Here is a 23,185-nt window from a genome sequence, read left to right as displayed (position 1 = left end):
TAAACCCACCCCAGCCCCTCCCAAGAGGGAAATTGCTCAGCAGACGATTACATCCCCCTGCCCCCTTCGAAGGGGAACTTGGCTGAAGCTCCGTCTGCAGCAGCTATTGAACCTATACCCAGCCTTTGGGTTGAGCGCCTTGTGAGATCCGGTGCCCGGTAAGGGCATGCTGAGCGGCAGCGAGGCAAGGAGGGAACACCGCGCGATGCCCGAAGGCGAGCCCTCTCGGGCTTGAGAGCAGAAAGTATACTATGGAACTGTAGGTTTGTGAGGCTGGAGGATGAACAGAGGCTAGAAAGGATAGCTTGGTTCAAGAGGAAGGAAGCAGTGGCTAAGGCACAAGTATAAAAGTATGGCCTACGGGGACTTGGAAGTCCGCAGCAGAAGTAGTTTCGGACAAGGATGTCCGAAACAGCAGCTATATTAAAGTATAAGAAGTATAGCCAAAGTATAAGGCATGGCTTTTCAAGCCAGTTGGGTTACAAACCCGACACCATACTAGGCACAAGTTGCAAACTCTCGCCAGCAATAGGGCAAGCAAGCGCTAGTCCACTGAATAGAATAGACCTGGAAAGTGTAAAGTATAAAAAAGCCGCTCTAGTTAATCCCAGAGCGGCTTTTTTATGCTTTTAAGGCTTAATCTAATCGATTTCCGATGCCGTTCCTCCTGTCCGCTACCGGCACCTCAGCCGATACGATAAAGTCGGGCTCGGCATGCGTAATACCGGCTTTACCCTTCAGGAAGTTAGCCAGTTCCAGCGCATTGCCGGAGGCGTTTTTATCCACGCGCACCAGGTAAGTTTGGCCGCTTAACGGCATCAGCACCTCCGCGCCATATTCGGCAGCCAAGGCAGTTAAGGCATCTTCTGCTCCTGCCTCAATCGTCACAATCGCCTCGTTGCTGATACCAAGCAGGCCATCGCCGTTCATAAAGTAGGGCGCCACATACGCAACGGCAGGGTCCTGGGCTAGTAACTCCATCGCCTTCTCCACTTGCCTGCAGTTTAGCCCATCCACCAGTTCCAGGTTGTGCAGCAGAGCAGAGTTGGAGCCAACCTGCCCTCTTTGTCCTTTCACGAAGCCATAGGCGGCTACCACCTCGGCTTCCTGTTCAGCACTCATTCCGCTGGCAAAAGCCACCAGCACTTGTTTTGTAAAAACGTTTCCCAGGTTTCTCTCTTCGTTGTTATAGAAGTAAGTATAGTTGTCGCAGGAGCCATTGCCAGCTTGTGCCCTCAAGAGCGTAGGGCCAGCTTTTACGTTCCGAATCGGTGAGGCTCCATCATGCCGACAAGATGACAGCACCATGATCACCGCCAGAAACGCGAGTATTGGTAAAGATTTGCGTCTCATATAGGTACAAATAAAATTCAGTGATAAACTGATTATTTGTACGCAGAGACTTTGACAATAGCTACATTTTCAGTAAATTAAAAATAAACATAGTATAATTATCATATAGATATACTTTGTTTATTCTAGTTTCTCAGTGTTAGCCGGCTCAATAAAGTACAATATCCTAAGTATACTTTCAGGCAGCTTCCTCTAAGGCAATACACGATGCTGCCACCACCTGCTCAGCCGATACATGCGCCGGAAGTTGTGCTATAAAAGCGATGGTCTGCTTCAGGGCAGACAGGTGCAACAGCAGGTCTTTGCGGCGGATGGTGCCCACCAACTGTATTTCTCTTTTACCTTCGCCAAAAACAGTTAGCTCGCGCCACGGCAACTGCGGCAGAAACTCCGGCATAGTGGAGCGCACGTAAATCTTCAACTCATCGTCTTCCTCTACCGGCACCGGCCTCAACTCGCCTTCCTCGTTATGCCTGAATTTGGGGTAGCTATACTTGTAACCGGCTAGTGCCGCCGACACGTCGGCCCACACGGCAGAGCCAGTTGGGTGACTGCCGGCACCGCGGCCCTTCAGGAATTGGTCGCCGGCGTAGCGGGCCTCCAGCTGCACCCCATTAAACTCAGCCTCTACATGGTATAGTTCTGAGTCCGGGAATACCAGCGTGGGCAGCACCTGCAGTTCCAGTTTGTTGTTCTGGTTGAGCTTGGCTGTGGCCACCAGCCGGATGCGGCCACCCAGTGCCTGCGCCAGCGCCACATCCTTGCGGGAGATGTGCTGGATACCGGCCCGAAGCACCTGCTCCGGCTTCACCACCGCCCCAAAGGCATGCGCGGCAATCAGGCTGATTTTGTGCAGGGTATCGTAGCCGCCCACGTCCAAAGTTGGGTCGGCCTCGGCAAAGCCAAGTGCCTGTGCCTGTGCCAGCGCCTCGTTGTAAGAGATTCCCTCCGCGTCGAGTTTTGTAAGAATATAGTTAGAAGAACCGTTCAGGATGCCCGATACTTCCAGCAGCGGCTCGTTGCCGTAATATGCCTCCAGCGTTCTCAGAATCGGAATGCTGCCGCAAACGGCCGCTTCATACAGCAAAGTACCGCCAAACTCCTCCTGCAGCGCAACCAGTTCGGTCAGGTTTTCGGAAATCATCTTCTTGTTGGCCGACACAATGGTTTTTCCGGCCCGCAAAGCCTGCCGCACAATCAGCAGCGCCTCTTTCGGGTCGCTAATCAATTCAGCGTATAGGTCGATGCTTTCGTCCTGCAGCAGCTCCTGCGCGTCGTAAGTAAAATGATGCTTGGGCAGGGTGCGTAGCTTTTCCTGGTCGCGCACGCAAATCCGGGCTACGTCCAGGTGTGGGTTCTCCTGCAACACATCGTGCAGCCCCTGGCCTACACATCCAAAACCAAATATCCCGATACGTTTACCGCTCTTGCTTTTCATAGTTAAGTTCTTCTTCTGTTACTTTTTCATTTAAATAAAATTGCCGGATGGCATTTGCTAATTGGTCCACCTCCACCAGGAAGCCATCGTGGCCGTAGTTGGAGCGGATAAGTTGGAAGGAGGAACCCGATACCTGGGCATGCAGGAAATACTGCTCCTCCACCGGAAACAGCAGGTCGGTATCCACGCCCACAAAAAGGCATTTGGCCTTTACCTGCGCCAGTGCCTTCTCCACGCTGCCCCGGCCGCGGCCCACGTTATGCGAGTCCATCGCCTTGGAGAGCAGCCAGTAGGTATAGGCGTTGAAGCGTTGTGCCAGTTTCTCGCCCTGGTATACCTGGTAACTGGAGGCCCGGAAGTTATCGGTGATGCTATGGCCCGGCTCCTGTTGCGCCTGTTGGTAGGTGTTGTAGTGGCGATAAGAGAGCATAGCAATGGCGCGGGCGGTTTTCAGGCCTTCCTTGCCCGCTTCCGCCGTGTCGCTGCCCCAGCTCGGGTCTTGGCGGATGGCCATACGCTGGCTCTCGTTAAAGGCGATGCCCCACGGCGAGTGGCGTGCGTTGCTGGCCACGTGCACCAATCGCTCGAAAACAGCAGGTTTTTGCAGCACCCACTCCAATGCCTGTTGCCCCCCTAAAGAACCTCCGATTAAAGTATGTACCCGCTTCAGCCCCAGTTCCTGCCGCAGCAAATCGAAGGCTCGCACGATGTCGCGGTTGGTGAGCTGCGGGAAAGTATGAAAATATGGCTGCAGGGTGGTAGGGTTAACCGATAGCGGCCCCGTGGAGCCGTAGCAACCGCCCAGGGTGTTGGCGCAAACTATAAACCACTCCTGCGGGTTGTATAGCTTGCCTTCCCCAAACAGGTCGCACCACCAATCGGTAAAATCGGAGCTGCCGGTAAGGGCATGGCATACCCACACCACGTTGCTGCGCTCAGGGTTGAGCGTACCATAGGTGGTATAGGTTAGCTGGAAGCCCGGCAGCAAAGCCCCGGACTCCAGCTGAAACTCTTGTTGGTAATGAAAAACGTGCTGTTCTGACATTTTTATACTTAGGCTAAGGCGGGCTCTGCCTCCTTTACTTTGGCGAAAGCCTGCTCTAAATCTGCTTTTATATCTTCTATATGTTCGATGCCAGCGGATATGCGCAGCAAGGTCGGCTCTGCCCCGGAACTCAACTTCTCAGCATCGCTCAGCTGCTGGTGGGTGGTAGAGGCCGGGTGGATGATGAGTGTTTTGGCATCGCCCACGTTGGCCAGGTGGCTTATCAGCTGCAGGCTGTTCACAAACTTCTCGGCTTGTTCCTTGCCTCCCTTCAGCTTAAAGGAAAGCACCCCGCCGAATCCACGCTTGAGGTATTTTTTAGCTAGTTCGTGGTACGGGCTGCTCGCTAGGCCCGGGTAGTTCACGCTCTCCACCAGTTCGTGCTGCTCCAGCCACTGGGCCAGCGCCAGCGCGTTCTGCACCGTTCTATCCACACGCAGTGAAAGTGTCTCTAGTCCCTGCAGCAACAGGAAGGAGTTGAACGGGCTCAGGGCCGGACCGAAGTCGCGCAGGCCCTCCACGCGGGTTCTGATAGCGAAGGCAATATTTCCGAAAGGGCCGTCTGCACCAAACACTTCCCAGAAATTCAGGCCATGATACCCTTCCGACGGCTCCGAGAATTGCGGGAATTTCCCGTTGCCCCAGTTGAAGTTGCCGCCATCTACAATTACACCGCCAATGCTGGTGCCATGCCCGCCAATCCACTTGGTAGCAGACTCTACAACAACATTCGCTCCGTGCTCAATCGGACGGAACAGATAACCACCAGCTCCGAAGGTATTATCTACAATCAGCGGAATGTTGTGCTTGCGGGCCAGGGCGGCCAGGGCCTCAAAGTCCGGAATGTTGAAGCGCGGGTTGCCAATGGTTTCCGTATAAATCGCCTTTGTCTTCTCGTCTATCAGTTTCTCGAAGCTGGCCACGTCGTCGTTTTCAGCAAAACGGGTCTCAATGCCCAGGCGCTTGAAGGACACCTTAAACTGGTTATAGGTACCGCCATACAGGAAGCTGGATGTCACGAAGTTGTCGCCGGCCTGCAGGATGTTGGTGAGCGCCAGAAACTGCGCCGCCTGTCCTGAGGAAACCGCTACTGCTGCCACGCCACCTTCCAGGGCCGCCACGCGCTTCTCCAATACATCGGTGGTTGGGTTTTGAATGCGGGTGTAGATATTGCCGAACTCCTTCAGGGCAAACAGGTTAGCCCCGTGCTCGGCGTTCTTAAAGGCATAAGAGGTGGTTTGGTAAATCGGCACGGCACGAGACTGTGTAGTTGGATCTATTTCCTGGCCGGCGTGCAGCTGAAGTGTTTCGAAGTGAAGTGACTGAGACATAACTATGTAGATTTATCTGTTTAAAATGGAAAATATGGCTTATGGAAATTCAGAAGTACAGATGGGGTATAAAGCGGCTTAGCAGCAGATGCTGGATCTGCCACTAAACCAAGTATGAAGACAGGAATTTTATACCTGGATTAACAGCAACAACAACACATCGTGCACATAGGCATGTGCATGTTGTTGGTTTTAACAGAAGTTAAAATAGAGGTTCTGGACAGCTGCGTGGCTGCCTTAGAAACTAATAATACGTGCTGTGTTGGCTTGATTCCCTTGATGTACATGACCGTATCAATTTATATTCGTCCGGCACCCTGCCGAACTCAGGAATTAGCACCTTAACTCCGATGGTTAGGTTGCTAGCGTTTCACAGAGCCTGTCTCTCCACGCTTCTTTATAAACCAATATCCGCAAAGGGAGTATTGACTTGATGTTGCAAGTATACGACACGACTTTTTAAAAAGCCAAATTTATTTCTGATATTTTTTGAAAAGCAGGTTTTATGGCGATGATTTATCTGCATGACTCTTAATGCTTATACTTGATTCACACCGCTTTAACTTACACCCCCCTCTTGCGCAAACATTCTATATGCTCTCTAGCCTCGGCTTCCTGCAACTTGAGGCAAGCTATCCTTACTAGCTGCCGTTCATCCTCTAGTTCCCACAAGCGTCTCGTTTCATCTCTTGCTTGGCTCCCTCCTAGGCCGGGAGGCCTCATTTTCCCGCTCGGCGCTGGGAGCTTTTCCTGCCCTCGTGCCTCGGGCTGCCTGCGGCACCGGAAAAACTCGCATAGGCGCCTCGCAGAAAAACTGGGAAGCATTCGATAGCTCCAGCCTTTGCTATGCAATAGGAATAGGCTGTCCCCTTGAGGGGACCACAGGGGTGTTTATACTTTGACCATAGAACTTAAACTTCAGCCAAATTAATCACAGGCTCCCCTCCTTAGCCAAGGAGGGGCAGGGGTGGTTGGACCCGGCACTGCTAAAATCTTTCCAAACCCTACCCCTTCATACCCTAATTCAGAAAACCAAAAACATTTTCTCCACTCCCCTACTAATTATTTTAGCCAAAAAGTCCTAACTTCGAAGCAAAGGAGCCGGCTCTCTGCCGGTTGTGCAGGAGAAATGTAACGTTGTGGAACCCATGTCCCAAATCTTTTTTCGCCAGACGGTAGTGTACGAGGAGCACCAGGCCCCGCTCTCGCTGTATGAGCTGCACCAGCAGATACGCGAGGAGCTGGAGGTGGCGTTCCCGGACAGCTATTGGGTGGTGGCCGAGGTAGCCCAGGTAAATGTAGACCGCCGCAAGGGCCACTGCTACCTCACGCTGGTGGACAAAGGCGACGACGCCCGGCAGATGCTGGCGCAGGCCAAAGCGACCATCTGGAGCTCGCGCTACCAGATGCTGGGCCGCTACTTTGAGGAGAAAACAGGGCAACCGTTACGGGCAGGTCTAAAGGTGCTGCTGCAGGCATCGGTGCGTTTTCACGAGCTCTATGGCCTCAGCCTCGACATCACCAGCATCGACCCCAATTATACTATCGGCGACCTGGCCCGCCAGCGCCTCGAAACGCTGAAGCGACTGGAGGCGGAAGGCCTGCTGGAGGCAAACAAAGAACTGGAGCTATCGCTGGTGCCGCAACGGCTGGCGGTGATTTCATCGGCTACCGCAGCTGGTTTCCAGGACTTTATACATCAACTGGAGCACAATACTTACGGTTATACTTTCCAGACGACCCTTTTCCCCGCGGTAGTGCAGGGCAACGAGGCGCCTGCTTCGGTGGCGAAGGCTTTTGCGCAGGTGGCACAGTACAGCGAGGCCTTTGATGCCATTGTCCTTATTCGCGGCGGGGGATCCCAGACGGACCTGAGTTGCTTCGATGACTATAAGATAGCGGCTGCCATTGGCAATGCGCCACTGCCGGTACTGACGGGCATTGGGCACGAGCGCGACGAAAGTATAGCCGACTTGGTGGCGCATACGCGTCTGAAAACCCCGACTGCCGTAGCTGGCTTTCTCATCGATAGGTTTCGGGAAGCAGAGACCTATGCAGAAGATTTGTTCGATAGCATCCGGATGTTTGCCGCCCAGCAACTCAAACTGACGGACGACAAACTGGAGCGCCTGAGCCTACGTTTCCAAAACCTGACGCGGCAACAACTACAAACCCGAAAGGACAAACTGGAAAACCTCTCGCGAGGCCTGCTGCTCAAACCGAAGGCTTACCTGGAGGCACAACGTCACCTGCTAAGCGGTTTGGAAAAGGACGTAAGCGCCGGTACTAAAGACCTGCTGCACGAGCGGCAGCGGTATCTGCAGGAGCTGTCGGTGTGCGTAGAGGGCAAAAGCCAGCGCTACCTGCACCTAAAGGAGCACGAATTAAACCACCTGGTACACTGCGTAGAAACCGAGGCCAAGGACAAGCTAAAGAAAGAACAACTGAGCTTTACCAAGTATAACGACAAGCTGGCGTATACTTCCAAAAGCAAGCTACAGAGCGAAAATCACCGGCTAAAATTGTTGGAAATGAGCATAGAAGCAAACAACCCGGAGAAGCTGTTGCTCCGCGGCTATACGCTCACGCTCATCAACGGCAAGATTATCAAAAGTATAAAAGACGTAAAAACCGATGATGTAGTGGAAACCAGAATGCAAGATGGCAGCCTCCACAGCATCGTTGTAAATATTGATACAGATGAATAAGGACCTAAAGGATATGACGTACCGCGAAGCGACACAGGAGCTGGAGGAAATTTTACGCGCCATTGAAAACGACGCAGTGGATGTGGACGAACTGACGCAGAAAGTACAGCGCTCCTCGCAGCTGATAAAGCTATGCAAGGAGAAGCTCCGCAAAGCTGAAAAAGCCATCGACCAAGTGTTTAACGAAGAGAATTGCGAAGCCCCTGCTCCTGCCAAACCGCAGGAAGGTAGTGCCGGTACGTTGTTTTAATTTCTTCCCAAAATGCTTTTAAGCTGGCTGAATCGACCAGCTTAAAAGCCATATTTATACTTTAGCCATACTTCATACTTGGGGCATACTTTATACTTCCTAGTGCTCCGAAACTCTCCCCTATTGCTGGCGCGGGTTTGCAACCCGTGCCTTCCTATACTCTCGGATTTGTAATCCGAGTGGCTTGAAATGCCATACTTCTATACTTGCTCCGGCTGTACTTTATACTTGCCTGTTTATACTTCCTAGCCGCTGCTTCCTTCCTTTTGAACCAAGCTATCCTTACTAGCCGCCGCTTATCCTCTAGTTCCCACCAACCTATCGTTTCACCTCTAGCTTTGGCTCCCTCAAGGCCGGGAGGCCTCGCCTTCGGGCATCGCACTGCTTTCGCTTCCTTAGCTCCTGACGTCGCAATGTCCTTGCGGGCACCAGAACCTCTCGAGGCGCTCAACCCAAAGGCTGGGAACAGGTTCGATAGCCACTGCTAATGCAACTTCAGTCAAGTCCCCCTTCGAAGGGGGCTGGGGGATGATAATCGCCTGCTAAGACAAGAGGTAGTTTTAATCTGATAGCTCCTGCCCCTGCTGTCATCTCGACCTTCGGGAGAGATCTGGTTAGAATTCCGGATAGATCTCTCGCGCTGCTCGAGATGACAGGGAAAGGAGCAAGTATAATTCCCCTCCTCGGAGGGGCTGGGGTGGGTTATACTCTGTAGGGACAGGTCGCGACCTGTCCGCGTGAGAACTGAGGTAATGGAACTTATACTCTTGCAAGAGTAACTACAGGCTCCCCTCCTTAGACAAGGAGGGGCAGGGGTGGTTGGACCCGGTACTGCAAAAGCGAGTCTGGAGACTCGCACCCACTAAGCGTCACGGGTTAGATACCCGCGCCAGTAAATAGAGACGCAACGCATTGCGTCTCTACATAAGATAAAATCATACTAATCAGTCTTAATCTGAGAAAATCACCGGTTAAGCTCCTTCACCTCTTTCCAGGTCCAGTTATACTTGGGTTGGATGCCCTGATAGGCCTGTTGGTAGTACTGCACTACCTCCTCCTTCAGCTGCTCCACAGGGATGGATGAAGTATAAATCTCGCGTTCGGTGGGGTTGGCGTAGGTTTCGGAGCGGGTGAGTTTGTCGCCGTCGAGGCGTAGGAGCGGGCCGGTTTCGGTAATAGCGTCGTAGGTCCAGCGACGGCCGGAGGTTTCGAGTTCGTTCAGGCGGGTAGCCAGCGGCGCCATACTTAGCCGCGGCAGTGTTGGCCTCGAGGTGATATCCACCCAGGTGGTATACTTATACTCCAGCTCATACTTGTTGCCCTGGTAGCAGGCCAGCACCATGTCAAAACCCTGTGTGCGGCTGAAAAGGGCGTAGTAGTGCAGGGGGTGCGGCGTTTCAATGATGATGAGGCCAATCTCGGGGAGGCGGGTGATTTTGGTGTCCGGCTTGTACATGTCGCGGTAGCCGAGCAGCACACTAGCCACTTCATCTTCCCAGGCGCCCTTCTCCCAGTCTGGGTCCTGCAGCACACGGCCAAACTCGCGCAAAAAGTACCTGAACTTCTGCACGCACTGAGCCGCCTCCTTCTCCTCCATCTCATCGGCCTCGAAAGGTTTGTAGAACAGCTCGCGCTCCTTTGCGTTGAGCCAGCACACCAGCTTCAGTGCCTCACCGGCCAGCGGGTGGTTCAAGTCCAGCTCCCGGAAATCCCCAATCAAAGCCATCTGCCGCAGCAATTCCTCGTTTTCCAATGCCAGTTCCGGGTTCAGCAGGGCCCATACGCCGACAAAGCCGTCGATGTCGAAGTGGTTAGCGGTAACATAGGGCAGGTCCAGCTCGGGAAGTTGCTGGCGCATCGCGTTCAGCACAATGGCGGCGCTGGTATCGTCTTGCACCGCGTCGGGTGTGGGCGCACCTTTCCAGTGCGAGAGCATGAAGCCATTGGCGTGGGTGCTGTCCACCACAATCGCCTTTTTATCTTTAACCTCCGAAAAAGGTATAAACTGTCGTTTCTGCATAGCCTAAAATTGCAGATACAAAGCGCAACCTGCAAGTTTTTCTGTAAGAACCTGACTGTTACCGAGCTACGACCGTACTCCTAAATCAGGCTTACATTCTAATCTTTACTTACTAACTTACCGGCAGAATCATCATGAAATTTGAGTCCATGTCGCTGCATAAAACGTACCGCACCTCCCTCACCCTGCTCACCGACCTCTACCAACTGACCATGGCCTACGGCTACTGGAAACAAGGAATGGCCGAGCGGGAGGCCGTGTTTCATTTATACTTTAGAAAGCACCCCTTTGGCGGCGGCTACACGGTGGCGGCCGGCCTGGAGCATGTGGTGGAGTACCTGCAGACGCTCAAATTTACAGAGGATGACCTTGCCTATCTGGGCAGCTTGCAAGGCAGCCAGGGCCAGCCGCTGTTTGAACAAGGTTTCATTGATTACCTGGCCCAGATGGAGTTCACCTGCGATGTGGACGCCGTGCCGGAAGGGACCGTGGTATTCCCGAGCGAGCCGCTGGTGCGAGTAAAAGGCCCTTTGCTGCAGGCGCAGCTAATTGAGACGCCCCTGCTCACCATCATCAACTTTGAAACCCTGATTGCCACCAAGGCAGCCCGCATCAAAGAAGCCGCCAAAGGCGACATGGTGATTGAGTTTGGCATGCGCCGGGCGCAGGGCATCGACGGCTCTTTATCGGCCGCGCGTGCCGCTTACATTGGCGGGGCTGATGCCACCTCTAACCTGCTGGCCGGGCAGCTTTACAACATCCCGGTTAAAGGAACGCATGCCCACAGCTGGGTACAGGCTTTCGATTCGGAGGAAGAAGCGTTTGAGGCCTATGGCGATGCTTTTCCGAAGGATTCTGTTTTTCTGGTGGATACCTACGATACCCTGGAGGGTGTGCAGAAAGCCATTGATGTGGCAAAGAAACTCCAGCCCAAAGGCTTCGTCTTCGGGGGCATCCGCCTCGACTCAGGTGACCTGACTTACCTGAGCAAAGCCGCCCGCAAATTACTGGATGATGCCGGCTTCCACAGCACCAGCATCGTAGCCAGCAACGACCTGGACGAGAACCTTATCACGCACCTGAAACAGGAAGGGGCCCAGATTAATGTATGGGGCGTGGGCACGAAAATGATAACCGCCTATGACCAGCCAGCGCTGGGCGGTGTGTACAAACTAGCGGCCATCAAAAACGGGAAGTGGGAGTATAAAATCAAGCTCTCGGAGCAGTTGGCCAAGACCTCCAACCCGGGTATCCTGCAGGTGCGGCGTTACTACAACCAGGAGCGCTACCTGGCCGACATGATTTACAACGAGCAGGAGCCGCTGCCAAAGCATCCGCAAATAGTAGACCCGCTGGACCCCACCCGCCGCCGCAAGGTAGAGGAAAGTGCCCAGTATAAGGACCTGCTGGTGCCGATTTTTGAACAAGGGAAGCTGGTTTATACTTTACCGGACATGCCAAGTATAAAGGCGCACACGAAACAGGAAATCTCCTGCCTGCACGAAAGTATACGCCGCTACCTGAACCCGCACAGCTACCCCGCCGGCCTCGAGAGCGGGCTGCATCATTACAAAATGGACTTGATTCTGGAGTTAAGGCAAATAGCGCAGCAGGAAGAATAGTATAAAGTTGGGATACTGTGGGGAAGGTGTAAACCCACCCCCTACCCCTCCAAGGAGGGGAATTCCCACTTGCTGGCGCGGGTTTGTAACCCGTGCCTTGCTATGAGGTCGGATTTGTAATCCGACTGGGCCGGAGGCCAACAATTGCCGGTCACGAGTGTGGACGCTCGCGCCATAACAAGCGAGTTTACAAGAATAAAGCAGGCACTCCCAAGCCACCTACTTCACACTTCACCTACGCTTGCCACGGCGGTTGGAGATCTTCTCGATGCGTTTGGTGCGCACCCACTTCAGGTATTTTTGCAGCGGCTCGGCCTGTTGCAGGGCGGGAATGGAATTGTAGAGCAGGGCCAGCTCGCGGTTACTGAACGTGAGGTGCAGCGTGCTGTGGCAGGGCTGGCAAAGCTCGGCGGTAGCGCCATAGCGGCCCCCCTCCTCGCGGGGCACCAGGTGGTGCCGCGACAGGTTCAGCACCTCTCTGCCACACAACTCGCACACTTGCTGCGCCTCCTTTTTCGCCATCGTTTCTACGTTTATACTCTAAACAACTGCCTCCAAAGTATGGTTTAGGGCCTTCGGCAAGTATAAAGTATAAAACAGAAAAAACCACGGCTGTAACCGTGGCTCTTTGCTATTGAGTGGTTTAAGATGATTCTACTTCCAGTCCGGCATGGTGGCGTTGGAGAAGAGCTTGGTGCGGTTCTTCCCGTCGGCTGCATCCATCACATAGATATCAAAGGGGCCAAGGCCATCATTCGGGGTGTTTACAAAGATGATTTTGTCTCCCGTAGGCGAGTAACGTGGGTATAAGTCGTTAGTGCCAGCGGGTTTGGAGAAAGACAGGTCCACCAGCCCGCTACCGTCGATGTTCTTGCGGTAGATGCGCGCGTCCAACTGGCGGCCTTCGGTGTTCTCAAAGCCTGACGCATCGCGGGTATAAAGTATACTTCTGCCGTCAATAGAAAACACAGGGCTCTCCACGCGGCCCGGCAAGTCCTCCACCAGCAGCGTCATGTTTGCTCCGTTAGAGTCCATAATATAGATTTCGGAGTGATTGATGTTGGTGCCGATAGTCTGGGCCAAAATCTTGTTGCCACGGTCAGTCCAGTCGAGCATGCGGAAGTGGCGGTTAGCTGGGGCCGTAGCCAGCACCACCAGGCCGGATCCGTCCCGCTCGATTCTGTACAGCTTCTCGTAATGCGGATAAATCAGCTGCCCCCCGTCCGGCGCCCACACAAACCCGATTCCCTGGTTATGATATCCTGCCACCGGCACCGATGTGATCTTTTTCTGATCGGTTCCATCCAGATTCATGGTATAAATCTGCGGCTCCACGCTGGCGTTGGAGGAGTAGGCGATGATGTCGCGCTTCGGGTTTAGCAGGGGCCACCATTCGCGGCTGGCGCCATGGGTCAGTTGGAAAATATTGGCCTCTGTGCCATCGGAGCGGTAAATGTTATACTCGCCGTCGGTGATGCGGGCAAACAGGTAGCGGGCATTCGGTATGGCCAGCGTCGTGAAGCTCCACACCTCACCATTGGCCGTGCGGCCGCTTTGGTCTTTTACCACCACCTGCCAGAAATAAGTAGTGCTATACTTCAGTCCTTTGGCTACGGTGCTTGTGTCGGCTACGCCGGCGGCAATCAGTTTCTTTTCCGTATTCCCCGACTCGTACAAGTATACATCATAGGTAAGAGTATCGCTGCTGTTGGCCTTCGGTGCTTTCCATTTCAGCACGAGGTTCACCGGCTGCGCCGTAGTACCTGACTCCGGAGAGGGGTTAGCAGCTTTTCCGGGCGCGAGCCCGCCACCAGTCGACTCCTCCAATACAATCGAAATAGTACTGTTTTTGAGGTTCTTCACCGCCACCGACACCGACTTGGTTTTATACCCGATTTTCTGGACCGTTACGGTATAGTCGCCGGAATTTACATCTGTTATCGAGAAATTTCCTTCCTGGTCTGTGATGACAGCCGAAGTGGCCGGGTTTGTTGTGATACTGGCAGTAGGAATCGGTGCGTTGGTTGCGGCATCCAGCACCGTGCCCCTGATGGCGCCACCTCCCTGTGGCTCCACGGTATCCTCGTTACAGGCAACCGTCCCGAAAAGTATGAGCAATAGTAAGCAAACTTGCTTCAGGGTGAAAGCAGCTTTTTGCATGGTGATTATTTTTGAGTTGTCAGGTGAGAAGGAGAGAACACTGCAGCACAATAAGTCAATTTTGGATTGCAATTATTATACTGTATATATAAATATAAGGTTTAGCCAATAAGCAATTTTTATCTAATATATTAAAGGTAAAATTACATAATACACAAAGTATAAATTACCCGTACTTTCTATGCCTGCAGAGGCACAGATACACAGAAGTGCTAACAACCAATAAGATACACTTATCAGCAGCAGTTATTGCTGCCGAATTGTTACCGGAACAAAGCCTGCGCTTTGCTCGATGGTGATGTTCATGTTGTTTCCCTCCTGCACCACCTTATAAGAGCGTGAGGCGGGGCTGGTCTCTATCTGGTTGATGGTGTTGTTGTCGCCGTACTGCAAAAGGCCATAGTTGAGGTTGCTTCCCTGCACCTGCTGCGTAATGCTGTTCCCGTTGCCAAGCTGCACTACGTTTGAAGTAAGGTTAGCCCCTGTCATACTCGACTCGAAGCTGTTGTAGTTACCAGACTGGTTTACCGTTGCCCGGATCCCGGCCCCGTTTTGCTGCAGCGCCGCCTGGTTAAAGTTACCCACCTGCAACACGCTTACCTGGTTGGTTACTGTGCTTGTCTGCACCTGCTGCACCATCGACACATTGGCTTCTCCCTCCTGATGGGTAGCAGCTATGTTCCCATTCGCGGCAGTGGCTCCTATACTTTTGGCGCGCAGGTTCTCCAGCAAATTTTCCTCGCTCCTGCCGGATTGCGCGATGGCGCTGTTTAGTACAAATGCTGTTAAAGCAAGTAGCGTAAAGATTAGTTTTCCCATGAGATATAATTTAGTATTACTCCGTGATGAGCGGAAAACCCACCACGGAGTAGTTTTTATACTTTATTGCTGTACAATCACAGTAGTATTGCCCGTGCCGCTTTGTGAAATAGAGGCACTTTGAAGCTCACCGCTCTGCGTTATAGAGGCAGTATTCATCATACCGGTCTGGTAGATTTCAGCCAGACCGTCCCCTGTTTCCTGCAGAATGATGGCATTGTTGTAAGAACCCATGTCCTGTGTAATCACAGCTCTTGAGAAAGTGCCATCCTGTTCAATGTAGGCAGTGTTGTTATCACCACCATTCTGGTAAATATCCGCGCGATCTCCGAAGGTGCTCTGAACGATACTGGCGATATTAGCCATGCCTCCAATTTGTTCGATGAAGGCAATTGAGCCCAAACCATCTTGATCGATCATAGCGATGTTATCCTGGCCGCCATCCTGAAGGATTTCCCCTATCATACCCATATTGTACTGGATAATAGTGGCACTATTATTTACACCTTCCAACTGCGTAATGCTGGCATTCCCGTAATCGCTATTCTGATTAATAAGAGCATCGTTACCACTGCCGCCAGACTGCAGAATTGTGGCGTTGTTGTTCTCATTTATAAAGTCATTGATCTGGTCTATGACAGCTTCGTTATTTACGCCGCCTTCCTGGGTTATAGAAGCGCTGTTTCGCCATCCATCCTGATCTATCCGGGCACTGTTATTCTCACCTTCAACTTGCCATACTTCTGCCACATGATCAGTCTCATACTGATTTACTTCAGCATCATTTCTAAAGCCATTAAGCTGGGTTATCGCTGCACTTAGATTTGAACCAAGCTGATAAATATCTGCATCGTTACTTTCACCTCCCTCCTGGTAGATGCTGGCACTGTTCAAGTCCCCATCCTGCACAATATCAGCGTCGTTGTTCTCTCCCAGGTACTGGTATACTTCCGCCACGTTGAGGGCACCATCCTGAGAAATCTCCACATCATTATTCTCCCCTACTATCTGCTCCACAATGGCTATGTTGTCATCTCCCTCCTGGTAAATGTCAACATCATTGCTAACGCCGCCCTCCTGCAAAACAGAAGCTGTATTGGCAAGCCCCACCTGATCAATGGAAGCTTCGTTCTCCATGCCACCAATTTGTAAAACACTGGCCGTGTTGTTGTCGCCGACCTGAGATGCTCCTGCTGCATTGTTCATCCCTCCTAGCTGCTCAATGTTGGCGCTATTGGTATTGCCTGCTTGTACGGTGGCAGCTGTGTTGGTGCTGCTTTGGGCATAGGTAGCCCCTGTTGCGAGCAACATAGCAGATAATGCTGCTGCGCAGATAAATTTGTTTTTCATAGCATGTAACTAATTGAGGTTTAAAATAATTTACAATTAAATTATACTTTACTTATATCAACTAGTTACATTAATTTTGCTAATTTTTATACTTTTTCTATTTAAACAATAACTAACCCTAGGCATATCAGGCTATCCCTATTGCCTGAAGTACAAAACAGAAAATAAGGCACCGGAAATCCGGTGCCTTACCAGCCAAAGAGTTATCTAAGTAAACAATTAGTGCTGCGTAACAGTGCTTACGTTTCCAGTGCCAGACTGAAGCACGGCTGCGCTATTACCAAAGCCCATCTGGCTAACAGTAGCTGTGTTGCTTGATCCGGACTGAAGCACGGCAGCGCCGTTCAGGATACCGTCCTGAGCAACTGAGGCAGTGTTATACTCACCAGTCTGATATACAGCTGCGCTGTTGAACCAGCCATCCTGGTCAACATCAGCTACGTTGCTGTAACCCAGGAACTGGCTAACCAGCGCGCTGTTGCCCAAACCGTTCTGGTCGATGGCAGCTACGTTATACGCACCCCCTAATTGAGAAATCTCAGCATCATTGGCAAGTCCATCCTGTCTGATTTCGGCATCGTTTCTGAAACCTTCCACTTGCACAATAAGAGCAGAGTTTAAGGCACCGTCCTGGTAAACGTCACCGTCATTGCTCTCGCCACCTACCTGAACTACAAGGGCGCTGTTAAAGTCACCATCCTGGTCAATGTCTGAGTCATTGTTCTCACCACCATCCTGGTAGATTTCAGCAACGTTAAAGTCACCATCCTGCTCAATATCGGCATCATTGTCCTCTCCGTAGAGCTGAGTGATGGCAGCAGCGTTAAAGTCACCATCCTGATCGATGTCAGCGTCATTGCTCTCACCCTCAGACTGCTCAATCAGAGCTAAGTTGTAATCACCATCCTGCGTTACATCGGCATCATGGTTCTCACCTCCAAACTGGCTTACTAGAGCTTCGTTGTAGTCACCATCCTGGTCCACTTCAACGTTGTTGTCTTCGCCAAAATACTGCAGTACTTCAGCATAGTTGCCTTCACCTTCCTGGTCTACGTCGGCAGTACTGCCCTCGCCTTCCCACTGATCCACGTAAGCGTCGTTCAGTGTACCTTCCTGATCAACGTCAGCGTCGTGGCCTACGCCGCCATCCTGCCAAACCAAGGCGTTGTTCTCGGTACCCTCCTGAGATACGGAAGCCTCGTTGAAAGCACCGTAGTCTTGGATAATCTCAGCCGTGTTGGATAAGCCAGCCTGAGAAAGATCAGCTGCGTTGCTTAAACCGCCTGTTTGTGTGATGGTACCCACGTTAGTAGTACCGGCCTGTGTTGATGTAGCTGCATTACCTACGCCTTGTGCAAATGCAGAACCTGCTGTGAACATCATCGCTGCCGCTGCAGCAAAAATTACTTTTTTCTTCATGATACTTTATAATTTTTAAAGGTTTAAAATGATTTACAGTATCACTATACTTTTATAGACTATTATAGTTTCATTTATTGTAATTTTTTTTATATTATTTTTAAGTTAAATAATATTGGTAATGTTATATTTTATTTGTATAGACCTAAGTAAAAATTGATGCCTATTTTACCTGTCCAGAAATAGTCATTAAAGCGCCCCTGCTCCACATCGTCCAGATCATCATCCAACAGATAAGAACTGGTAGCACTTATATCGATGCCGATGTTGCGGGTGAGGAGGTATTCCATGCCCAGGCCTGCCTTTACATAAGGATTAAAACCGCTGTCGCCAAAACTATTGAAGATGTCGCCGAACCCGCTGCCAACTACCAGTCCGCCGCCGCCCAGCTGTACATAGGGCGTGTACCTAAGCTTAGGGAAGAAAAGGTAATTGAGGTTGAGCTCCGCATAATTGATATCGATTCCAAAATTACTTTCCGTGGATAGTCTGCCTTTGCCCAGCCTGAGATCGAAGCCGATGTTCTGGCGTGAGTTTATCTTTAGGGCGGCCTCGCCCATAAACCTGAAGTTAGAGTCGGGGTAGTCTCCCTTATAGTACATGGCGCCAACGGCCCCGCCCACTCCTACCAAACTGCGTCGCTCTGCCATCAGGTTACCGTGTATGTCGCTGTTTAGCACGTCTTCCTTCTCCTGCAGGTAATCCTTCACCACCTGTGCCTCCAGATCGGCTTTGTTCTTGGGGCGCCAGTACCCGGCCAGCATGCCTTCGATAACCATACTTTGCACGGCTTTGTCAATGGCCTCCTTCACGGCTATTTCAGATGGTTCGTTATAGGTGAAGCCCGTCTCGGCCTCCAGCAACCGCTTAAAGTGCACATACCGGAACACGCCAAAGTCTACGGACTGAGAAAGTATGGTTTTGGAAGTATAAACGGTCTTCAGAATCTCGCCTGTGCTGGTGGAGATGGCCCTTAGGTAAACGGTTACCTTGTCCTCGCGGTACTGGCCCGATCCGCCTGCGCCAAAGTAGCGTGCGCCCGCACCGCCTGTCACCACGTTAGCGTCGTAGGAGATAATGCCGCCCTCGAGTATAATCCCCGCAAAGAGCAGCCCTGGCAGGTTGGGTTCTTTTTTCCCGGTAATAGCCTCCGACTCAGCTCTTGTAGACCGGATGATTTTACGCTCGTTCAGCAGGTTGCCCAGGTTCTCGCGCTCAATGGGCGTAAACCACCCGGACTCCTCCAGCGAGTTGATGAGAATGGTGGTGGCCCCCTGCGTGACAGCCGTGGACCAACTGGTGCCTATTTCTGATGGTTTGTACTGTCCTGTCTGGTCCCTGAATTTATAGACGGCGGCCACCACTTTCTGCTGCGGCTCCGGCAACTCCACCAAATCCTTGTAAGCCGGCGATGGGGCGCCAAGGGTCGCCTCTGCCGTACGCATGGGTTGGTGAAAGTATGGAGAGCAGCCCTGCACGGCCCAGAGCGTAAGTATAAGCAAGACGGCAAACGTCGGTTTGTAAACTTTAGAGGTCATATCAGCGGGTGATGGTATAGCAGTAGGAAGTGAATGAAGCAGCAGGTACTGTTTGGTTAGTAGTAGGGTATGGTCACCGTCGTTCTGTTGCCCGTTCCGATGTCCACGATTTCAATGTTTACACCTCCGGGCCCCTCGGTTACGTCTATCTGGTAATCACCCAATGTATAGCTGCCGGGCGTCACACCATCCTCCCCAAACTGGTTGGCAATAAGCTTTCTGGAGAGCTCGTTCAGTATCTGCCGGTTCAGGCTGCTCTTAAAGTCTTCGAGCGGGTCACGGTTAATGCCCGAGCCGGAGGTGGCATTCGGGTCCTTGAGCTTATCCTGCGACTGGGCCGAGCTCTGCAGCCAGGAGTAATTGTACGGGTTACCGCCAAAAGCCGGGTTTTTAGGGGTATAAACCAGATCCTGCGCTTGCACACTGACTAGGTTTACCAACACCAGCACCAGGGATGCCATCAGGGGGAGTATGAATTTTCTCATCGTAAGGGTATCTATACTTTTAGGGTTTATTGGTTCAGAAAACTTCCAGTTGCTGCCCGCCTTCTGCCTCCAACTGCTGCTGTAGCTGGTTGCGGACTAGGTAATCGAACAGGCCTTCCGCCACGTAAGTAGCCGTTTCCTCTATGGTATCGTACCGTGGCATCAGCTGCTGCTCAAACAGGAGCTCATCATTCAGGGTCACCTGTATCAGCGCGCCATTGCCCCGGGTGGGCCGTTCTTTTATGAGTATGGTGTAATTCTTTGCTGAGGGGGGAGCTTCCCATTGCCGGTGGAAAACATCGTAGAAGTCGCGCCCAATCTTGGTGATGGTCTCATCCACCACAAGGCCATCCACCTCCAAATCTGCTGAGCTGCGAACAGCCTCCTCAAACTGATTAGGCCGCGGCGCCGCTTGCCTCCTCGCCGTACTGTCCTGTTGAACAGGGCGCTGCGCATAAACGTTTGGTAGTACCAGTACACAAAGCAGCACCCCCACGACCAGCATGATCAGCAGTGACTTTGTACTTCCAGGAAAGCAATTGAATAATGCCAAGCCTATATCAGATTAATCTTATATAAGCATAATACTGATTAATACAGAAAAAGTTTATTTTAGTATAATAAAAGTATAAAATAAAAAACCCGGCTGTGCATAGCCGGGTTTTGGTAGGGAAGCTAAGTATAAAGCTTAGTTGAACATATCTATTTTTATTCCTGAGGAAAAGTAGCCCTTACCGGCTTTCAGGGCTTGCAGCGCCTGCCGCAGCTCGTCGGGTTCAGAGTTTTTGAGCAGGTAGCCTTTTACGCCTTCTTCTAGCAGGCTCTCCACCAAGGCCTCATCGCCATAGGTAGACATGACCAGGATGCGCACATCGGGGTACTTCGAGAGCAGGTACCGCGAAGTGGCCACCCCGTCCATCTCCGGCATTTCCAGGTCCAGCATAATTACATCCGGCAAATCAGACTCGATTTTCTCGAGCAGCTCAGCGCCGTTGCTGGCGTCGGCTATTAGCGTGATTTCATCAAACGCCTTCAGCAGTTCCAGAACCCCCTTCCGGAACAAGTTGTGGTCATCGGCAATAGCCAATGTGAGTGGCTGATACTCCATGTGCAGTAACAGGTTTAGGTTGGTACGTTATGTGTGTGTTCGGGTGATGCTTGTGGTATGGTAATACTGGCAGATGTGCCAGTTCCGGGAGCGGAAACAATTTCGATGCTCCCGTCCATGAGTGCCGCACGGCTTTGCAGGCTCATAATTCCCAAGCCCCCACTTGGTACCTGTTCCTGCTGCACGGTTGCCATATCAAAGCCTACCCCGTTGTCTTTATACAAAAGTACTGTTTCGGACGGAGAAAAGCGCAACTCAATGCTAATCTGCGTAGCCTGCGCGTGCTTGATGGTGTTGTTCAGTAACTCCTGCACCATACGGTATAACAGCAACTCGTGTTTGGGTTTCAGCCGTTTTGTTTTATCGTTGTAGCTGACGGTCAGGTTAATAAACCCGCTGGCAGCCAGGTTGCGACGCAGCGCATCCAAAGCCTGGGCCAGGCCCATTTTCTCCAGCACCACCGGCATCAGGTCATGGGAGATGCGCCGCACACTGTTCAGCACCTCGTCCAATTGCTGTTTCATGTGCCGGGCGCCCTCCTGCATCTTCTCATCCTTGCACTCGGTGTTGCTCACCATCTGGTGCAGGTTCAGGCGGACGAGGGCCAGCATGGCGCCTACTTCATCGTGCAGGTCGCGGGCCACGCGCCGTCGCTCCTCCTCCTGGGCATGCAGCGTCGCCTCCAGCAGTTGCTGCTGCTTTACGGACTGCAACTCGCGCAGCTGCTCCTGGTGCTGCAGCATGCGCCGCTGGTAGAGCACCACAAACACAATAATGCCCACTGCCAGCATCAGCATGACGGGTGTAATAAGTATAAGCGGGTCCAGCGTCTTCATGTCAGGCGGTCCTTCGCAGGGCCATCATAAGTATAACTCTAAACAAGATGTTGAGCACCATAATGATGGACAGACAAATTCTAGCCGCATCATAAGACTCTTCCAAAGCAGCATTAAACATGCTGTAGGCCATGGCAGTGCCTGCCTGATAAACAATAATTCCGCTGCTGAGCACAAACATCGGGTCCCGGTCCAGGTAAATAAAGTTGGGCTCTCTGGCGGACTGGTAAAAGTATAATACAGCCAAAGCGACCAGCGCAGCCCCGGCTACCATGCGTGGCGTAGTGTTCATCTGCGTAATGTTTTCCGCCAAAACCACACTCAGGATACACACTAAACCTATAAAGACTATACTTGCCAGCACCCCAAGCCTCACAAGCTTTCCTCTAAGGCTATAATAATAAATCACTCCCAGCAGCAGGTACTCTACAGGCGTATAAATATGTTGTATCCAGTGGTTGTTACTGGTGCCTATGTACACGGTAAGCTGCCCTGCTATCTCTACCAGGGCGATAAATGCAGTATAAAGCAGGAGCAGATTGAAATGCAAACTGCTCCGCCTGTATATCAGGAAAAGGCCGGCTAGAAGCGGGATACTAAAACTATAAGAAGAGATGTTTGCCAGCCAAGGATAAATTTCCTGAATGTAAAATTCCATTATTCATCTAAATCTCCCGTCGAGCAGTCAGGAGGACATACTTTAGACCCATCCGCAATCGTGCCTTCCAACATGTTTTCACCATCACCATCGGCACCCACCAGCACCAGTTGCCGCTGGCCACGCTCATCGCGGGCATAGTACATCCGGATGCCCATGCAGCCTTCCTGTGCAAGGATCTTCTCCAGTATTTCGCGGCCGAAAAAGTGGGCTTTAACGACTGCTCCCAGGGCAGGGTCTGGTTTGGCTCCCTGGCGGTAGTTCCTGGTCCACTTTGCGGCTGTGCCCCTTTCTATTGGAGCACCCTCAGTTCCGTCGAATTTTGGCATATTTGTTTTGGCTTTAGTTGTGATCCGAAATATAGTTAATTTCTAATTTAAACACAGCATATTTACAGTATAACTTTCGAAAGTAAAGCACCCAAACCCGGCTGACGGGCAAGACGGCTAACTAACTCATAACCAAGCAAGCCCGAGGATCGAACGGTATAGTTTAAGCAGACGTATTTAGTAACACGACATACTTTAAGAGAAGCAATGGCAAAGAAATCTTTTCAGGAACTTATAAATAGCCCGGGCATGCCGGTGCTGGTGGACTTTTATGCCGACTGGTGCGGCCCCTGCAAAGCCATGAGTCCGGTAATTCAGCAGGTAGCCAGCCAGTTTAACGGCAAGCTGAAGGTGATTAAAATAAACGTGGACAACAACCAGGCCGCCGCCTCCCAGTACCGGGTTCAGGGGGTGCCCACGTTTATACTTTTCCATAAAGGCCAGCAAGTATGGCGGCAGTCCGGGGCGATGCCGGCACAGCAGCTCACGCAGGTTATCCAGCAGTATGTGTAGATTTAATTTTGAATGAGTGATGGAGGGCATGAGCGAATACGTAATCCACACAATCGCTCATTTCCCTCATGAAGCCTGCTCCGGCAAGTATACTCAGCCTGCCTTCAGCATTCCTCTAAACACGGGCTCTTCCCTCTGCACACAAAGCCAATGCAGGGACAAGAGCCTGTATCATTTGTACGGCTTGCCTTGCATCCTGCAAA

Annotated in this window: 21 protein-coding genes and 1 riboswitch; of the genes, 4 read left to right on the top strand and 17 right to left on the bottom strand. The window is 51.8% G+C overall.

The window, feature by feature from the left end; all coding sequences use genetic code 11:
• Positions 1-636: 636 nt before the first annotated feature.
• From BM040_RS14705 to BM040_RS14690, 4 genes are all read right to left on the bottom strand, one after another.
• A complete protein-coding gene (locus BM040_RS14705; protein WP_139217817.1) occupies positions 637-1,353 on the bottom strand; it encodes a hypothetical protein in 717 nt (238 codons plus the stop codon).
• Positions 1,354-1,531: 178 nt separating this feature from the next.
• A complete protein-coding gene (locus BM040_RS14700) occupies positions 1,532-2,791 on the bottom strand; it encodes a homoserine dehydrogenase (RefSeq protein WP_092103114.1) in 1,260 nt (419 codons plus the stop codon).
• Positions 2,772-3,836 carry a homoserine O-acetyltransferase family protein gene (locus BM040_RS14695; protein ID WP_092103111.1) on the bottom strand — a complete coding sequence of 355 codons (1,065 nt, stop codon included), beginning with the start codon at positions 3,834-3,836 and terminating at the stop codon, positions 2,772-2,774. The genes BM040_RS14700 and BM040_RS14695 overlap by 20 nt, the downstream gene beginning before the upstream one ends.
• A gap of 8 nt (positions 3,837-3,844) precedes the next feature.
• Complete coding sequence (locus BM040_RS14690; RefSeq protein WP_092103108.1) at positions 3,845-5,167, bottom strand: O-acetylhomoserine aminocarboxypropyltransferase/cysteine synthase family protein; 1,323 nt, start codon at positions 5,165-5,167, stop codon at positions 3,845-3,847.
• 296 nt (positions 5,168-5,463) lie between these two features.
• A riboswitch (SAM riboswitch) is annotated at positions 5,464-5,573 on the bottom strand.
• Positions 5,574-6,315: 742 nt separating this feature from the next.
• On the opposite strand from BM040_RS14690, the gene xseA reads away from it, so the two are divergent.
• Positions 6,316-7,875 (top strand): exodeoxyribonuclease VII large subunit, encoded by a 1,560-nt coding sequence (xseA, locus tag BM040_RS14680; protein ID WP_092103102.1) that lies wholly within the window; start codon positions 6,316-6,318, stop codon positions 7,873-7,875.
• Positions 7,868-8,125, top strand: a complete 258-nt coding sequence (gene xseB / locus BM040_RS14675; protein ID WP_092103099.1) for an exodeoxyribonuclease VII small subunit — start codon at positions 7,868-7,870, stop codon at positions 8,123-8,125. The genes xseA and xseB overlap by 8 nt, the downstream gene beginning before the upstream one ends.
• Positions 8,126-9,089: 964 nt before the next feature.
• Here the strand turns inward: xseB and BM040_RS14665 are convergent.
• Positions 9,090-10,145: a DUF6687 family protein gene (locus tag BM040_RS14665; RefSeq protein WP_092103094.1), complete on the bottom strand. Its 1,056-nt coding sequence runs from the start codon at positions 10,143-10,145 to the stop codon at positions 9,090-9,092.
• Between the two features lie 134 nt (positions 10,146-10,279).
• Here BM040_RS14665 and BM040_RS14660 point away from each other — a divergent pair, with 134 nt between their 5' ends.
• Complete coding sequence (locus BM040_RS14660) at positions 10,280-11,767, top strand: nicotinate phosphoribosyltransferase (protein ID WP_245756230.1); 1,488 nt, start codon at positions 10,280-10,282, stop codon at positions 11,765-11,767.
• Between the two features lie 231 nt (positions 11,768-11,998).
• On the opposite strand, the gene BM040_RS14655 is transcribed toward BM040_RS14660, so the two are convergent.
• The 12 genes from BM040_RS14655 to BM040_RS14600 form a co-directional block, all read right to left on the bottom strand.
• Positions 11,999-12,289, bottom strand: a complete 291-nt coding sequence (locus tag BM040_RS14655) for an HNH endonuclease family protein (protein ID WP_092103092.1) — start codon at positions 12,287-12,289, stop codon at positions 11,999-12,001.
• A 132-nt stretch (positions 12,290-12,421) separates the two neighbouring features.
• Positions 12,422-13,927: a carboxypeptidase-like regulatory domain-containing protein gene (locus tag BM040_RS14650; RefSeq protein ID WP_092103089.1), complete on the bottom strand. Its 1,506-nt coding sequence runs from the start codon at positions 13,925-13,927 to the stop codon at positions 12,422-12,424.
• 246 nt (positions 13,928-14,173) lie between these two features.
• Positions 14,174-14,746 (bottom strand): hypothetical protein, encoded by a 573-nt coding sequence (locus BM040_RS14645; protein WP_092103085.1) that lies wholly within the window; start codon positions 14,744-14,746, stop codon positions 14,174-14,176.
• A gap of 63 nt (positions 14,747-14,809) precedes the next feature.
• Positions 14,810-16,096, bottom strand: coding sequence for a hypothetical protein (locus BM040_RS14640; protein WP_092103082.1), 1,287 nt, complete (start codon positions 16,094-16,096; stop codon positions 14,810-14,812).
• Positions 16,097-16,315: 219 nt separating this feature from the next.
• Positions 16,316-17,515 carry a hypothetical protein gene (locus BM040_RS14635; protein ID WP_092103079.1) on the bottom strand — a complete coding sequence of 400 codons (1,200 nt, stop codon included), beginning with the start codon at positions 17,513-17,515 and terminating at the stop codon, positions 16,316-16,318.
• Between the two features lie 131 nt (positions 17,516-17,646).
• Positions 17,647-19,053, bottom strand: a complete 1,407-nt coding sequence (locus BM040_RS14630; RefSeq protein ID WP_092103076.1) for a CsgG/HfaB family protein — start codon at positions 19,051-19,053, stop codon at positions 17,647-17,649.
• 56 nt (positions 19,054-19,109) lie between these two features.
• Positions 19,110-19,538, bottom strand: a complete 429-nt coding sequence (locus BM040_RS14625) for a curli production assembly/transport component CsgF (protein ID WP_092103074.1) — start codon at positions 19,536-19,538, stop codon at positions 19,110-19,112.
• A 34-nt stretch (positions 19,539-19,572) separates the two neighbouring features.
• Entirely contained in the window at positions 19,573-20,091 is a 519-nt protein-coding gene (locus BM040_RS14620) for a CsgE family curli-type amyloid fiber assembly protein (RefSeq protein ID WP_139217816.1), read from the bottom strand.
• A 135-nt stretch (positions 20,092-20,226) separates the two neighbouring features.
• Positions 20,227-20,646 (bottom strand): response regulator, encoded by a 420-nt coding sequence (locus tag BM040_RS14615; protein WP_092103068.1) that lies wholly within the window; start codon positions 20,644-20,646, stop codon positions 20,227-20,229.
• A gap of 14 nt (positions 20,647-20,660) precedes the next feature.
• Positions 20,661-21,482, bottom strand: a complete 822-nt coding sequence (locus BM040_RS14610; RefSeq protein ID WP_092103065.1) for a sensor histidine kinase — start codon at positions 21,480-21,482, stop codon at positions 20,661-20,663.
• 1 nt (position 21,483) lies between these two features.
• Entirely contained in the window at positions 21,484-22,032 is a 549-nt protein-coding gene (locus BM040_RS14605) for a hypothetical protein (protein ID WP_139217815.1), read from the bottom strand.
• Positions 22,033-22,139: 107 nt separating this feature from the next.
• Entirely contained in the window at positions 22,140-22,469 is a 330-nt protein-coding gene (locus BM040_RS14600; RefSeq protein ID WP_092103058.1) for a hypothetical protein, read from the bottom strand.
• A 207-nt stretch (positions 22,470-22,676) separates the two neighbouring features.
• Between BM040_RS14600 and trxA the strand changes: the two genes are divergently transcribed.
• Complete coding sequence (trxA, locus tag BM040_RS14595) at positions 22,677-22,982, top strand: thioredoxin (protein WP_092103055.1); 306 nt, start codon at positions 22,677-22,679, stop codon at positions 22,980-22,982.
• Positions 22,983-23,185 lie beyond the last annotated feature (203 nt).

Origin of the sequence: Pontibacter chinhatensis (assembly GCF_900113285.1) — a bacterium.
In the GTDB taxonomy this organism is placed as follows: domain Bacteria; phylum Bacteroidota; class Bacteroidia; order Cytophagales; family Hymenobacteraceae; genus Pontibacter; species Pontibacter chinhatensis.
The sequence above is the reverse complement of the archived record's forward strand: the minus strand, read 5'-3'. Positions and strand labels throughout refer to the sequence as shown.